The sequence below is a fragment of the Bartonella sp. HY328 genome, from assembly GCF_025449335.1.
Classification (GTDB): domain Bacteria; phylum Pseudomonadota; class Alphaproteobacteria; order Rhizobiales; family Rhizobiaceae; genus HY038.
In genome coordinates this window covers 15,469-30,739 of sequence record NZ_CP104883.1, presented here as the reverse complement: position 1 = coordinate 30,739, position 15,271 = coordinate 15,469, and the positions used below count along the sequence as shown (strand labels likewise).

Here is a 15,271-nt window from a genome sequence, read left to right as displayed (position 1 = left end):
ATTGATTAAATACCAATAAGTGATCGATTGTTAGGCGCTGTTATTGCAGCGCCTTTTCAATTTCTGGCATTAAGGTTTTGATTAAATTATCCGGCATGATTGGGCCAATATGCTTAAAAACAATTTTACCCTCACGGTTTATAATGAATGTTTCCGGCGGCCCATATACACCCCATTCAATAGCGGCGCGGCCGCTTGGGTCAAAACCAATGACTTTAAAGGGATTGCCAAATGCACCAAGAAAACGAATGGCATTTTCTTGATTATCTTTAAAATTAACGCCGACAAGGTCAAAACGCGGATCTTGGGCAAGGGTTAAAAGCTGTGGGTGCTCTTCGCGGCAGGGCGGACACCATGACCCCCAAAAATTAACTAAGGTAACACGGCCTTTAAATTGTGTTGGATCAAATACCGCGCTCGTTGGTGCTTGCAAAGCCAATATTGGCAATTGCGTTTGTGGTGCGTCCTGCCCTGCTAAAGCATTGGGTAATGAATTGGCTGCATCAGGATCATTCGAAGTAATGCGGATAAGAGCGATGGTCGCAAAAAGCATAAAGGCAATAAGTGGAAAGAACAGAGCAAGGCGGCGCTTAGGGCGTTGCATATCACTCATAATTTGTTACTTTGTGGGCTTGCTGGGACCCTTTGCTGGTCTCTTTTCTGCTTAAAGTCAATGGCTTCTAAGCGAGCGATTTTGCGACTTAAAATATGGCCGCGCCAAATGATCGAGATTGTAAGGGCGATAATGCCTAAAGCTGCAGCGCCATAGGCGGCAAGTATAAAGGCTAAATGGTTCATACAGCTTCCCCTTTGATTGAGTGGTTTTGGCGGGCTGCCTTTCTTTGTAAATTAATCAAGCGACGATTTAAGATTTCATTGCGCATCGCCATCACATGTAAAGTTACAAATAAAAATGATAAAGCAATGGCCATTACTAATAATGGCCAAAGTAACGAGCTTTCAATTGCTGGGCCACCACTGCGTAAAAGCGAGGCTGGTTGATGAAGGGTGTTCCACCAATCAACCGAAAATTTTATCAACGGAATATTGATAAAACCAACTAAGGTTAAGATAGCACTCGCGCGGGCAGATTTGCTAAAATCATCAAAGGCATGAGAAAGAGCAATAATGCCAAGGTAAATCAAAAACAATACTAAAACAGAGGTTAACCTTGCGTCCCACACCCACCATGCGCCCCAACTTGGCCGCCCCCAAATGGAGCCGCTAATAAGGCAAAGGGCGGTAAATACTGCACCAATCGGCGCTGCGGCAATAATGCTAATATTGGCTAAAGGATGACGCCAAATAAGAGCACCCAAGGCTGATATGGTCATCATAGTGTAGCAAAGCATGGAAAGCCAAGCAAACGGCACATGAATAAACATGATTTTAACCGTTGATCCTTGCTGATAGTCATCAGGGGCATTGAAAACAAGGTATAATCCAATCACTAAGCCGATAATGCTTAGCATCGTAAACCAAGGTAAAAGCTGCTTTGAAAGTTCCATAAAATAGGTGGGAGTGGCAAGCTTTTGCCACCAGCTTTGCTTTACCATATTCAAGTGATTATTTTGGGCGTTTTCCATCATTATATTTTATGGGTTTAATGCAATAACTGCAATGAGAACTTGATTATTCTGGCAAATATTTAAGAGTAAAGGCCGCAGCTATTGATCCTAGCAGACAAAACAGGAGGCTAAAGGCACTAAGAAACATCAAGGGTGCCCATAAACTTCCCGCTGGTGATGATATATTATTAGCGCCAGCCACCGCAAAAATGATAATAGGTATAGTAAGTGGTAAAATAATTACTGAAATAAGCAATGCTCCACGCGGCAAGCCAATGCCAAGAGCTGCCCCTATCGCGCCGATAAACGTAATAGCAGGCGTGCCAAGAATAAGGGTTAAAACAACAATCAAAATCGAATAAGGTTCAAGATTAAGGAATAAAGCAAAAAGTGGTGCAACAATAATTAGCGGTAATACAGTGCCAATCCAATGGGCGATGACTTTAAAAAATACAATAAATGTCAGGCTGGTAAAATCTTGCCCCATAATAATAAGGTCGAGACTTCCATCTTGGGCGTCTAGTTGAAACATCCGCTCAAGGCTTAATAAAATTGATAAAAGTGCACCAACCCACACCATGCCAACACCAATTTTTTGTAATATTAAAGGATTGGGACCAACGGCAAAAGGCATAATGGTTGTAACAGCCAAAAAAAACAGCAGTGAAATGATGATCTGCTGACCAGCACCAAAGCTCAATTTTATATCGCGCCAAAATAAAGCAGCCATTAATCTGCCTCGCGGCTTAAAGCAATTTCATGGCTGGCGTTAATGCCAAGGGGTAAATGGCTGGCTGCGATAATCATACCCTTATGATCTAGATGTTCTTGCAACAGGGCAGAAAAAATATCGCATGCCATATTATCAAGACCACTTGTTGGCTCATCAATAATCCATAAAACTCGTTTATCAAGCAGTAGCCGGCAAATGGCAATCTGCCGCCTTTGACCAGTAGAAAGAACATTAAAGGGTAAGTTCATGAGATGGAGAAGATCAATCTTCGCAAGAGCATTTTCAATCAAATCTTGTATGGCAGAAGCTGTAAGGGATGGGTGATAAAATCGCGCCCAAAATTTTAGATTTTCAGCAATGCTTAACTGAGGCTTCATCGCGTTTTTTTCGCCAAGATAATGGGCAAAAGGTGCTACTGTAAAATGAGAAACGCCGTCAAAAAAATGTACAGAACCGCTAAGCGGCGATAGAAGTCCGGCAATGATTCGCAGCAGGGTAGATTTTCCAGCACCATTGGCACCAGAAATAAACAGCATTTGATTCTCTTCTAACAAAAAATTGACTGAAGAAAATAAGGTTATGCCGCCCCGTTCAATACCAAGATTTTTACCAATAAGCTGCATTTAATCCTCTGCCACCCAATGTTTCTCTATTGGGTTTTTGAAAAACTTGCTTAATTTTAACAATTAAAGACTTGGTTTAACGGTATTTTCCTAAAAAGGCTAGTTTTCCTCTTTTAAAATCACTTTAAAATACCTATTACAAGCAATAGAGGTGGAGAAATTTTATTGGGTCATTTATTTTTCAATATTTAACTCTGGAACAGTTCCAAAAAAACCTCTATAAGAAGAACAGTCATGCCAGCGGTCGGCGTGGTTGACGATTTTGGGCCGATCTCCCAATCTGTTTTTTAAAAACACTAATTTTTTAAAAATCTTGGTTGAAAGGGACGGACAGCGGAAATGACTGCACCCGCACCTCGCTTGTAGCCTTGACCTGCAGTGAGTTGGTTCGTTCTCTGGCCCGCAAGCATAAGGACGAACAGTCGTGTCGCAAGTTGATAGTTTTAAATGCCGTAGGACACTTGATGTTGATGGCAAAGAATATGTTTACTATAGTTTAATTGAAGCTGAAAAAAATGGTCTTGAAGGGGTTTCTAAACTGCCTTTTTCCATGAAAGTGCTTCTTGAAAATCTTTTGCGTTTTGAAGATGGTCGCTCGGTCAAGAAAGAGGACATCGAAAGCGTAGCTAAATGGCTTAATGATAAGGGCAGTGCAGGGGCAGAAATTGCCTATCGTCCAGCTCGCGTGTTGATGCAGGATTTTACTGGTGTTCCTGCAGTTGTTGATCTTGCTGCCATGCGTGATGCTATGGTTAAGCTTGGTGATGATCCTGAATCTATTAATCCTTTGGTACCGGTTGATCTTGTGATCGATCACTCCGTTATTGTTGATGATTTCGGCAATCCACTCGCATTTAAACACAATGTGGATCTTGAATATGAGCGCAATGGCGAACGCTATCGCTTTTTGAAATGGGGCCAGCAAGCCTTTAAAAATTTCCGCGTTGTGCCCCCAGGTACAGGTATTTGCCATCAGGTGAATGTGGAATATCTTGCCCAATCTGTTTGGATCCGTGAAGATAGCGGCGAAACCGTTGCATATCCTGATACTTGCGTTGGTACCGATTCCCACACAACCATGGTCAATGGTCTTGGTGTTCTTGGTTGGGGTGTTGGTGGTATTGAAGCTGAAGCAAGTATGCTTGGCCAACCCGTCTCCATGCTGCTTCCAGAAGTTATTGGCTTCCGTCTTACCGGTAAAATCCGCGAAGGCATTACCGCAACCGATCTGGTTTTGACCGTAACCCAGATGTTGCGTAAAAAAGGCGTTGTGGGCAAATTCGTTGAATTTTTCGGCCCCGGCCTTGATCATTTGACCCTTGCTGACCGTGCGACCATCGCTAATATGGGTCCTGAATATGGCGCAACCTGTGGCTTCTTCCCAATTGATAGCGAGACCGTGCGTTATCTTACAATGACGGGTCGTGACGAACATCGCATTAAGCTTGTTGAAGCCTATTCGCGTGCGCAAGGCCTATGGCGTGAAGCTGGCATGGCTGATCCAGTCTTTACCGATGTGGTTGAATTAGATATCAGCACCGTTGTGTCATCAATGGCTGGCCCTAAGCGTCCTGAAGGGCGTATGCCAATTGAAGATGTTGGTGCTAATTACGATATCGCGCTTGAAAACGAATATAAGAAAACAACAGGTCAACAGGATCGCTATCCAGTTGAAGGTGAAGATTTCGATCTTGGCCATGGTGATGTGGTTATTGCCGCAATCACTTCTTGCACCAATACATCAAATCCAAGCGTTTTGATTGCTGCAGGCCTTTTGGCTCGTAATGCAGTTGCCAAGGGGCTGAAAGCTAAGCCTTGGGTGAAAACCTCGCTTGCCCCAGGTAGCCAAGTGGTTGAAGCCTATTTAAAGAGTTCAGGCTTGCAAAAAGATCTTGACGCACTTGGTTTCAACCTTGTTGGCTTTGGTTGCACCACTTGTATTGGTAATTCAGGGCCATTGCCTGCGCCAATTTCAAAAACCATCAATGATAAGGGGCTTATTGCAGCGGCTGTTCTGTCTGGCAACCGTAACTTTGAAGGCCGCGTATCACCTGATGTTCAAGCTAACTATCTTGCAAGTCCACCACTTGTGGTTGCTCATGCGCTTGCTGGTACCGTGCGTAAAGATTTAACCAAGGATCCAATTGGTACTGGTTCTGATGGGCAGCCTGTTTATCTTAAAGATATTTGGCCATCATCAAAAGAGATCCAAGAATTTATCGAAGAAAATATTACTCGTAAGCTATTTTCGGAAAAATATGCCGATGTGTTCAAGGGTGATATTAACTGGCAGCAGGTAAAAGTGCCAGAAGGTAAAACCTATGCTTGGGATGATAATTCAACCTATGTGCGTAATCCGCCTTATTTTGAAAATATGCCACGTGTACCAACCGCAGTAAAAGACATTGAAAAGGCACATATTCTTGGTCTTTTTGGTGACAAAATTACCACGGACCATATTTCACCTGCAGGCTCGATCAAGGCAGATTCGCCAGCTGGCCGTTATCTTATGGAAAATGGTGTAAAGCCTGCCGACTTTAACCAATATGGTACCCGTCGTGGTAACCATGAAGTTATGATGCGCGGTACTTTTGCTAATATTCGTATTCGCAATTTCATGCTTGGTGAAAACGGCCGTGAAGGTGGTTACACTATTCATTATCCATCTAAGGAAGAAGAATCCATCTATGATGCAGCCATGCAATATAAGCATGATGGGGTTCCATTGGTGGTATTTGCTGGTATTGAATATGGTAATGGTTCATCGCGCGACTGGGCAGCTAAGGGCACCAATCTTTTAGGTGTGCGTGCGGTTATTGCCCAATCATTTGAGCGTATCCACCGTTCTAACCTTGTTGGTATGGGGATTGTACCTTTTGTTTTTGAAGAAGGTACAAGCTGGAAAACTCTTGGGCTAAATGGTGAGGAAACTGTCACTATTGAGGGTTTGAATGAAATCAAGCCACGCCAGATGACTAAGGCAACCATCACTTGCGGTGATGGTAGCGTCAAGGAAGTACCACTTCTTTGCCGTGTTGATACGCTAGAAGAGCTTGATTACCTCCATAATGGCGGTATCTTGCAATATGTTCTGCGCAATTTGGCCAAGCAAAATAAATAAGTGCAAAGCATCAGGCGGCAAAACGCCTGATGCTTTGCAAGCAATTAAGGCATGTATTGGCAGCAATACATGCCTTAATTCTTGGGTTTTGCAAATTAGCGAAATTTGTTAGTTTATGAGCTTGTGCTCACTGACCACTTAATCTTCAATCAGGTTTTTACATTAAAACTATCACATTGCTTTGATAAAATCGCTTTAACAGCGAAAGAATAAACAATTTTACTATCTTATATGAAATTTAAATATAATTGTTGTAAGCAATGCCTAATATTTTTATCAAAACAGCAATCTTCAATTAATTTTAATGGCATGCCGATGGTTTTATGATCCATGTCGCTTTAGTAAAACAGCGAATAATCTAGGGCCTAAATTTTTTGCGGCGCGCTGGATTTTTTATCGTAATTTTTTTCAAACAAGCCAAGTCTTATCAAGACAATTCATTTGAAAGAGTCGCAAACTTTTCCTGTTTTTTCAAAACGATAATATTGCGCTCATAAAATGCAGAAATGAAACCAATGTCATTATAAGATTAGTTTATATGCCAAATTAGAGGCCTGTTAGCTAAGATGGTCGTTTAGCTTAATGGTTAAAAACACAAAAAGCATATATTGAAAACAATATATGCTTTTCATAATGCGTCAATACTAAATATTAAAGTGCAGATTCAAGTTCTTTAATAAGATTATCCATCATGTCGCATGCTGCATTGATGTCATTGCCATTGCCTTTAGCTACTTCAGCTTGTGCAACTTCGGCCATGCGTGTTTGCCATTTTTGTGCACTGGAAGGATCTTTGGTCATGACTTGCTGAAATTTGGTTGATAATTCAGTTGCTTTTGCTGTATATTCTTCTTGAGTGCAAGCAGCAAATGAAGCTGTGCTTGTTAAAGCAAAAACCAAACCAAGAATAATTTTTTTCATAATAAAACCTCTGTATTTTAGTGTTTTGTAATATAATATTAATGCCTAGTATTTAAGCAGGTTGACTATATTTAATCATTATTAAAAGAAAAATTTAAAATTGATTTTTCTTGATTTATTAACAGTATATTTTGGTAATTTATGATTATAATACGTAAAAATTATTGATTTTTCGCTTCGTTATTATCTTTTTTAAACTATGCATTGGCGCAAGCGACATAAAAAAACTACCACCGGTGGATTAGATTCTGTTATAGATTTTTTCGCTAAGTTTTCAGAAGTTACGCTTGCTCATGGGTTCCAATCTATTGGAGCCACGCCATTATTGGTGATTGATTATCCGCGTTTTAAATGGCTAGCATTTTCTATCTTCAATCTGCTAGCTTCCACCGTATTTATGATGGTTACATAAATAATAAAAATGATTATCATTAAAATATTAAATTATATAACCATTTAAATATGTCGTAAAAAAATGCAATATATTGAATAGTTAAACCAATGATGAAGAAATAGCTAACTATCAGCAAAATGCCAGAAAATGTAAATGTTTTCGCTTTACCTGTTTTTTTTTAATATTATATTTTTTTTTGAATAGGTTTCACTTCTTTTGGACGGATTAACATCTATTTTCAATGATTTTTTACTATCTATTGTCATAAATCTACCCCCTCAATAAAACGGCATTAGTTTTATTAAATGTATAATTGGTTGGTTTTATGAAAATATTGTGGCTTTTATTTATGCCGCCATTTCATTTAAATAAATGATTCTTGCTTCTTAAATGTTTGGCTTGGAATATTGAAAGCAGGGTTCAATGTTCCAAGCCATTTTAAGTTTTATGCGCGTAGACTACCGCCTGTGGATTTCACCACATTATCGATGATTTTTTTCGCTAAACTTTCAAAATCAGCGTCGGTTAATGTGCGCTCCACCGGTTGGATTTCCACTTCAATCGCTACTGATTTCTTATCTTCGCCAAGGCTTGCGCCTTCAAAAATATCAAAGACCTTAGCGCCGCTAATTAGCTTTTTATCGGCGCCAAGGGCGGCACGGATAATAATAGCGGCAGTGACATTCTTATCCACTACAAAAGCAAAGTCACGGCTAACCGCTTGGAAAGGTGATAATTGCAAGGCAGGCTTGGTCTTTGTTGGTTTTTTTCGTGGCTCTGGCACCGCATCAATAAATACTTCAAAACCACATAGGCTACCAGATACATCAAGTGTTTCTAGTGTTTCTGGATGAAATTCACCAAAATAGCCAAGGATAACTTTTGGCCCTAGCTTGATCGTACCAGAACGCCCAGGATGATACCAAGCTGGGCCGCCATTTTCAATTTGCACCTTGTCAGCCGTAAGGCCGCAGGCATCAAGCACAGCTAAAGCATCGGCTTTTGCATCAAAAACATCTACATTCTTGGCATTGCCCGACCAAAAGCGACCAGAGCCGTCAAGTTTCGCGCTACCACGACGAATGCCACCAGCAACACGGCGTTGCTTGTCGGCTGTATCGCCTTGATAGGTGCCGGAGACTTCAAAAAGTGCAAGATCATTAAAACCACGATCAGCATTGCGCTGCGCTGCCAATAATAGACCCGGCAAAAGCGATGGGCGCATATCCGACATATCGCTAGCAATTGGGTTTGCAAGCTTTAGTGCTTTATCGCCGCCGCCAAAGGCTGTGGCGGCTTTTTCTGAAATAAAGGAATAAGTAACAGCTTCCATCATACCGCGAGCAGCAAGCGAGCGGCGGGCAAGGCGGGTGCGAATTTGTAGCGTTGTCAAAATTGCTTCACCAACGCCCGCTGGTATTGCGAGAGGTGTTGGCACGATTTTATCAATGCCATAAATACGCATCACTTCTTCAACCAAGTCAGCCTTACCATCAATATCAGGGCGCCAGCTTGGTACCGTTACATTAGCGCTCTCACCGTTGATGGCAACCTTAAAGCCAAGACTTTCTAAAATTTGTGCAGCTTGTTCCTTGCTTACATCAAGGCTAGTGAGACGCTTGATTTCGCTAAATGGCATAGTGACAATTTTTAAATCTGCTGCTTCATAGCCAATTGTTTTGAGCGTGCTTGGTGTACCGCCAACCATATCAGTTAGTAATTGGGTTGCAATTTTTAAGCCATCAACCATAAATTCAGGATCAACACCGCGCTCAAAACGATAACGCGCATCGGTAACAATGCCAAGCTCACGGCCAGTCATCGCAATATTGCGCGGATCCCAAAGCGCTGATTCAATGATGATATTGGTGGTATTTTCATCAACGCCGCTATCTTCGCCGCCCATAACACCGGCAATTGATTCAACTTGGGCGCTATCAGCAATGACACAAATTTTATTATTAAGATTATAAGTCTTACCATCAAGGGCAATAATGGTTTCACCATCTTTTGCACGGCGAACCGTCAAATTACCCTTAACCTTATCGGCATCAAAAACATGTAACGGGCGACCAAGATCAAAAGTGATATAATTGGTCATATCGACTGCGGCATTGATTGACCGTAAACCAATGGCGGTAAGGCGCTTTTGCATCCATTGTGGACTTTGAATGTTTTTAACATTCTTTACCATAATCCATGAAAAACCAAGGCAAAGCGGTGTTTGATCTGCAAAGTCAAGGTTAACATCAATCGATGGCTCAAAATTGCCTTGAATGTCTGGAATATTGAGTGGCTTTAAAGTGCCAAGCCCACTTGCCGCCAAATCACGAGCAATACCGCGAACGCCCGTGCAATCAGGACGGTTAGGGGTGATTGATACATCAATGATTGGATCATCAAGACCCGCATAGCTCGCAAAAGAGCTACCAATAGGCGCATCTTCTGGCAGATCAATAATGCCATCATGCTCGTTGGAAAGCAATAATTCGCGCTCAGAGCACATCATACCAAAGCTTTCAACGCCGCGAATTTTGCCAACAGCAAGAGTTACATCAAGACCGGGCACATAAGCACCGGGACGGCCAAAAACACCAATAAGGCCGGCGCGCGCATTAGGTGCACCGCAGACAACTTGCAAAGGCTTGCCATCACCAGTATCGACTGATAAAATTTGCAATTTATCGGCATCAGGATGTCTTTGTGCGCTAACAACCTTGGCAATAACAAAGGCATTAAAGGCTTCACGCGTATCAACATCTTCAACCTCAAGACCGATAGAGGTGAGACGCTCAGTAATTTCATTAAGACTGGCTGTCGTATCAAGATGTTCTTTAAGCCAAGATAGAGTAAATTTCATTTTTTTAACCTTTCGGTATGGCGCTTGGCGCCGCAATCACGCAATATGTAACAAGGCTTATTGACTAAGACCGCTTAGTAAATTTGGAATATCAAGCGGGCGGAAACCATAATGGTTAAGCCAGCGAACATCCGCTTCAAAGAAAGCACGTAGATCCGGCATGCCATATTTAAGCATGGCAAGGCGATCGATGCCGATACCCCAAGCAAAGCCTTGATATTCATCAGGATCTAAATTGCAGTTGCGTAAAACATTGGGGTTAACCATGCCGCAACCCAAAACTTCCAACCAATCATTGCCTTCACCAAATTTAATCTCGCCGCCAGAGCGGTCACATTGGATATCAACTTCCATCGATGGCTCGGTGAAAGGGAAGAAGGATGGACGAAGACGCATTTTAACTGATGGTACTTCAAAAAACGCTTTAATAAATTCTTCAAAAACCCAAACCATATTGGCAATGGTAGAGGTTTTATCAATTACCAAGCCTTCAATCTGATGGAACATTGGTGAATGGGTGGCGTCCGAATCCATGCGATAGGTTTTACCAGGGATAACAATACGAATTGGCGGTTGTTGCACTTCCATGGTGTGAATTTGCACGGGGCTTGTATGGGTGCGCAATAATTTGCGGTTGCCTTGTTCATCACGATTGAAGAAAAACGTATCATGCATTTCACGCGCAGGGTGACCTTCAGGAAAGTTAAGTGCGGTAAAATTATAATAATCCGTCTCGATATCTGGGCCTTCGGCGATAGCAAAACCTAAATTTGCAAAAATTGCGGTTATTTCATCAATGACTTGCGAAATTGGGTGGATGCGGCCTTGTTCAGCAGGTGATGGGCGCACCGGCAAGGTAACGTCAACAGTCTCACTGCGTAAACGCTCTGCAATAGCTGCCTTTTTAAGCACATCACGTTTATTGCTTAAAAGATCCGTAATACGGTTTTTAAGCCCGTTTAATATTGGCCCAACCTCTTTGCGCTCTTCAGCGGACATGGTACCAAGGCTTTTCATCTTTTCAGAAATAGCACCTTTTTTACCCAAAGCATCAATGCGGATTGTTTCTAATGCCTGTTCGTCATTGGCATTTTCAATCGCAGCGGTTAATTCTTTTTCAATTTGTTCAATATCACTCATGATTTTGCCTTAAGTCCCAAGTGCAGCATAAAAAATTCCATTGCATTTAACATATTTTGTCCATCAACACCAAGCCGTATATTTTTGGCCAATTTTAAAGGTAGGATGCAAAACTTAAAAAATAAAACTAGCTCTTTCAAGCTTTCCAAAGTTTCTAACGAGATTTTACGCCGCCATGCACCAAATGCCGCATGGGGCGTTCGTTCCTGATCAACCGCTTGCGTGGCGATTTGGAAAAACAATAACCATGCATCGCGCGCTTGTGCTTGCGCAAGGCTCATCACGGTTTCTGGTTCTTCATCAAAATCAAAAAAGCCAATTTTCGCTTGGCCTAAAAACATATCGACCGGATGTGGTCTGCCGTGACAAAGCCCTGCCGCATGAATATCGCCCAACGCAGCCGAGCATTGGATCAATAGGCTATCGTGAAGATGGGTGTTTAATTCGCGTAATTGCTTTAAACGGGTTTGAATATTTTCACCAACATCACCCATCATGATTGCACAACCATCGCTGCAAATAACCTCTGGTACATCAATATGGTGTTTCTGAAACAGAGCAATTTTGCGCAATTCGCGTTTTGCCATATCAACGGGGCTTAAAATCGGCGAGGCGCGCAAAAAATGGGCTGGTAAAATTGGTGATAGAAATCCATGTAATTTGCGTCCAAAACGGGGGGCGCCAACATCATGGCGTTTGATAAAAACCCGCTCATCGCCACGCATGGCATAGCTTGTTCTTTTTCCAGCACTTGCCGCTATGAGAACTTTGTCAGCCTCACTACATGCATAGGGATCGGAAAAAGAAAATTCTAACATGATAGCGCTTATTCGTGCCTTTATTTATGTCGCGGTCGTGGGTGTAAAATAGTGAATAGTAATGCTGAATAAAAACAGTGTTTGTTTCCATTAAAAGCAAAAAAATAAATCGGCTCTTTTGTTGCATTATCAATGCGATAAGTCTAGCCATTTGATAAAATTTATATTTTTGCTTTTTGCATTTTTTATTAAAAAGTTAAAAGAAAAGCCCGCAACCGGTTTTGCCAGTGCGGGCTTGATCTTCACTCAAGATCCTTTTAGAACCACTGGCTTATTGCACAGCAGCTTCAAAAGCATTTGGAGTTGTGTCTTTAAGATATTCCAAAGCCTTCTTTGCAGACTGAACAAGAGCAGAAAATGCTGCAGGTTCATGAATTGCAAGATCAGAAAGAACCTTACGGTCAACTTCAATACCAGCCTTGTTAAGACCGTCAATGAAGCGGCCATAGCTTAAACCTTCAGCGCGAACGGCAGCGTTAATACGCTGAATCCACAATGCGCGGAATGTACGCTTACGATTTTTACGGTCGCGATAAGCATATTGCTTTGAACGGTCAACAGCAGCCTTCGCAGTACGAATGGTGCTTTTGCGACGGCCATAAAAACCTGAAGCTTGCTTTAAAACTTTTTTGTGCTTGGCGTGAGACGTTACGCCGCGTTTTACACGTGCCATGTCATGATATCCTTGAAAAAACACTCAATAAGAGTGCGATAATTTCTTACAGTCCGTTAGGAAGATAAAAATTTACAACCTTTTTGCCATCCGGCTCAGCAAGCACCATAGTGCCGCGTGCGTCACGAATGAATTTATTGGACCGTTTGATCATGCCATGACGCTTGCCAGCGGCAGCAGCCTTGACCTTGCCAGTTGCAGTGATTTTAAACCGCTTTTTGGCAGAAGATTTGGTCTTCATCTTGGGCATTTTGCTCTCCATATGTTAAAAATTAAAGGAAAAGGCTGACCAGAGCCAAATCCAAGCTACTCAAAAGTTACCACGGCATGCCCTGCCGGACAACTTGAACGCTTGCTCCATAGCCTATTGAGGGTAAAATAGCAAGCAAGTGTTCACGAAAAGAAGCGCTTTTCATGGTTTAATAGCCAATCTTTGCGCCATAAACCACCTGCATAGCCAGTTAAAGACCCATCTGAGCCAATAACGCGGTGGCAGGGAATAATGATGGCAATTTGATTCTGTCCATTGGCTCTTGCCACTGCCCGCATAGCCGTTGGTCGTTCAATATCTTTGGCAAGAGCTGCATAAGAGCAAGTCGTGCCATTGGGAATTTCTTGCAACGCCCGCCAAACATCGGCGGTAAATGGCGACCCATGAAGGGTTATCGGCGTTTTAAATATGCAGGATTGGCCGCTAAAATAAGCATCAAGCTCAGCATTTAACCGATCTAAAATTTCGTTATTGGCAAACTCAATTGCCGATTTTGTTGATAATTGCAGTTTTTTAAGTTCGTTAGGTAGCCCCTTGCGATCAAAAAACTCAAGCAAGTGCAAAAAATGATTATCCGCTACTGCTAGCATTTGTCCAATGGGCGTATCAATCCATTTTGCTTTAAGGAGTGTACGGTTTTTAAGTGCTTGTGGCGGCTCACCAATCAATCGAATAATCGCATCGCGAAAGCCGCTTGATGATTCGTAGCCAGTTTCTAGTTGGGTATTGATAACTGAATCGCCGGCGCTTAATTGGGCCGCCGCTTTGCTTGCGCGCTTTAGCCTTGCAAGGTCAAGAAAGGTCATGCCAATGGTGCGCTTAAAAATCCGCCGCACCGTTGATAATTCATAGCCAAGTGCGCTAATATCTTCTTCACCCCAAATATGGTCGGGGTTGCTTTCAAGCCTTTGCATCAGGTCTAAATAGCATGGGTCTTTCTCAGAAAGGCTTTGCAAGGGTTTGCATTTAGTGCAGGGGCGAAAACCTTGCTCCAAACAACTTGCCGCATTGTCGGCAAAAAATACATTTTTTTGTAACGGCTTGCGTGCTTTGCAGGAAAGACGACAAAAAATACCTGTTGTTTTAACGCAAACAAATATATGCCCATCATAGGCATGGCTTGATGCGCAAAGGGCTTCATATAATTGGTCGCTATTATTTAAAAAAATCGTGCTCATAAAATCAATATAAAGTATTTTTTTAACCTTGTCCGCCGATTATCGGGCAAGCAATTTTAAATATTTTATAAAGTCATGTTTCTTGCGCGGGTGTTTTATTATGCGAGCACTTTTATCAATACTGTTTGGGCGCGCTCACCCTCATCACTGCCGACATTGGCATTCAGGATATTTACAATTTGATGCAATTGTTCTTTGCTTAATCCCGTATTCATTCCAATATTATAATGGCCTTGTAATTGCGCCTCAAGCCCAGGAATAGTTGCCAAAATTGCAATGGTTGCAACCTCACGGGTGGGGTAGTCCAAAATATCACGGGCAAAAATATCACCAAATAGGTGGCTTTTTAAAAATTGGTCAATAGCAGGGGCAAAATCATAAACGCCGCCAGCAACCGGCTGACCAACGACCTCCGTCTGGATTTTTGTGCCAATTTCAAGCGTGGATTGATACGGGGCAATAGGGGAAATATCGCGGCCAAGCTCATCATTTTTACCAGCAGATTTGCGAACAGCTAAAACGTCTTGCAACGCATTTAGGCCATTTAAACTACGCGGAAAACCAGCATAAGCATAGGTTTGAATGATAACTTCCTTCGCTTCATTAATGGTAACCCCATTATCTAATGCTTCATCAAGGGCGGTCTTTAATGCCGCAATATCACCCTTAGCTGTAAAAGCTGCAATAGGAACAATCATTTGTTGTAATTGACTAAGCATAATATCTCCTTTTTGTTCCAGTTGTTTGAATGAAACTTAGATAAAATTTGGCTTTTCAGCAGTCTTATTCGTTATTAGTTTGATTAAACCAGCTAAAGCTTATGAAAGGAATAGGCTAAATTCACCATACTGCTATGAATAAAATTCATGAATATTAGAGCATTTTCAAAAAAGTGTGCAGCGGTTTTCGGATAAAAATGCGGAGTAAACAATGGATTAAAGCGCCGATCTGATCCAATCAGATCGAAAAGC

At 42.0% G+C, this 15,271-nt stretch carries 14 protein-coding genes; 1 reads left to right on the top strand and 13 read right to left on the bottom strand.

Features of this window, described 5'->3' with window-relative positions; genetic code table 11:
- Positions 1 to 40: 40 nt before the first annotated feature.
- The 5 genes from N5852_RS00120 to ccmA are packed head-to-tail and all read right to left on the bottom strand — an operon-like array spanning position 41 to position 2,924.
- Positions 41 to 613, bottom strand: a complete 573-nt coding sequence (locus N5852_RS00120; protein ID WP_262098306.1) for a DsbE family thiol:disulfide interchange protein — start codon at positions 611 to 613, stop codon at positions 41 to 43.
- Positions 610 to 798 carry a heme exporter protein CcmD gene (ccmD, locus tag N5852_RS00115; protein WP_262098305.1) on the bottom strand — a complete coding sequence of 63 codons (189 nt, stop codon included), beginning with the start codon at positions 796 to 798 and terminating at the stop codon, positions 610 to 612. The genes N5852_RS00120 and ccmD overlap by 4 nt, the downstream gene beginning before the upstream one ends.
- Positions 795 to 1,586 carry a heme ABC transporter permease gene (locus tag N5852_RS00110; RefSeq protein ID WP_410004269.1) on the bottom strand — a complete coding sequence of 264 codons (792 nt, stop codon included), beginning with the start codon at positions 1,584 to 1,586 and terminating at the stop codon, positions 795 to 797. The genes ccmD and N5852_RS00110 overlap by 4 nt, the downstream gene beginning before the upstream one ends.
- 46 nt (positions 1,587 to 1,632) lie before the next feature.
- Positions 1,633 to 2,298 carry a heme exporter protein CcmB gene (gene ccmB / locus N5852_RS00105; RefSeq protein WP_262098304.1) on the bottom strand — a complete coding sequence of 222 codons (666 nt, stop codon included), beginning with the start codon at positions 2,296 to 2,298 and terminating at the stop codon, positions 1,633 to 1,635.
- A complete protein-coding gene (ccmA, locus tag N5852_RS00100) occupies positions 2,298 to 2,924 on the bottom strand; it encodes a heme ABC exporter ATP-binding protein CcmA (protein WP_262098303.1) in 627 nt (208 codons plus the stop codon). The genes ccmB and ccmA overlap by 1 nt, the downstream gene beginning before the upstream one ends.
- Positions 2,925 to 3,348: 424 nt before the next feature.
- Between ccmA and acnA the strand changes: the two genes are divergently transcribed.
- Positions 3,349 to 6,045, top strand: coding sequence for an aconitate hydratase AcnA (acnA, locus tag N5852_RS00095; RefSeq protein WP_262098302.1), 2,697 nt, complete (start codon positions 3,349 to 3,351; stop codon positions 6,043 to 6,045).
- 651 nt (positions 6,046 to 6,696) lie between these two features.
- Here the strand turns inward: acnA and N5852_RS00090 are convergent.
- From N5852_RS00090 to N5852_RS00055, 8 genes are all read right to left on the bottom strand, one after another.
- Positions 6,697 to 6,966, bottom strand: a complete 270-nt coding sequence (locus N5852_RS00090; RefSeq protein ID WP_262098301.1) for a hypothetical protein — start codon at positions 6,964 to 6,966, stop codon at positions 6,697 to 6,699.
- A gap of 839 nt (positions 6,967 to 7,805) precedes the next feature.
- Positions 7,806 to 10,220, bottom strand: a complete 2,415-nt coding sequence (gene pheT / locus N5852_RS00085; protein ID WP_262098300.1) for a phenylalanine--tRNA ligase subunit beta — start codon at positions 10,218 to 10,220, stop codon at positions 7,806 to 7,808.
- Positions 10,221 to 10,277: 57 nt separating this feature from the next.
- Positions 10,278 to 11,360, bottom strand: coding sequence for a phenylalanine--tRNA ligase subunit alpha (gene pheS, locus N5852_RS00080; RefSeq protein WP_262078994.1), 1,083 nt, complete (start codon positions 11,358 to 11,360; stop codon positions 10,278 to 10,280).
- The gene (locus N5852_RS00075; protein ID WP_262098299.1) at positions 11,357 to 12,178 is read right to left on the bottom strand and encodes a BUD32 family EKC/KEOPS complex subunit; all 822 of its coding nucleotides are present in this window, start codon (positions 12,176 to 12,178) and stop codon (positions 11,357 to 11,359) included. Before N5852_RS00075 ends, pheS begins: the two co-directional genes overlap by 4 nt.
- 271 nt (positions 12,179 to 12,449) lie before the next feature.
- Positions 12,450 to 12,851, bottom strand: a complete 402-nt coding sequence (gene rplT / locus N5852_RS00070) for a 50S ribosomal protein L20 (protein ID WP_182418027.1) — start codon at positions 12,849 to 12,851, stop codon at positions 12,450 to 12,452.
- Positions 12,852 to 12,897: 46 nt separating this feature from the next.
- Positions 12,898 to 13,101: a 50S ribosomal protein L35 gene (rpmI, locus tag N5852_RS00065; RefSeq protein ID WP_182418026.1), complete on the bottom strand. Its 204-nt coding sequence runs from the start codon at positions 13,099 to 13,101 to the stop codon at positions 12,898 to 12,900.
- Between the two features lie 143 nt (positions 13,102 to 13,244).
- Positions 13,245 to 14,300 carry a bifunctional transcriptional activator/DNA repair enzyme AdaA gene (locus N5852_RS00060; RefSeq protein WP_262098298.1) on the bottom strand — a complete coding sequence of 352 codons (1,056 nt, stop codon included), beginning with the start codon at positions 14,298 to 14,300 and terminating at the stop codon, positions 13,245 to 13,247.
- Positions 14,301 to 14,398: 98 nt separating this feature from the next.
- Entirely contained in the window at positions 14,399 to 15,019 is a 621-nt protein-coding gene (locus N5852_RS00055; protein WP_262098297.1) for a carboxymuconolactone decarboxylase family protein, read from the bottom strand.
- Between the last annotated feature and the right edge of the window lie 252 nt (positions 15,020 to 15,271).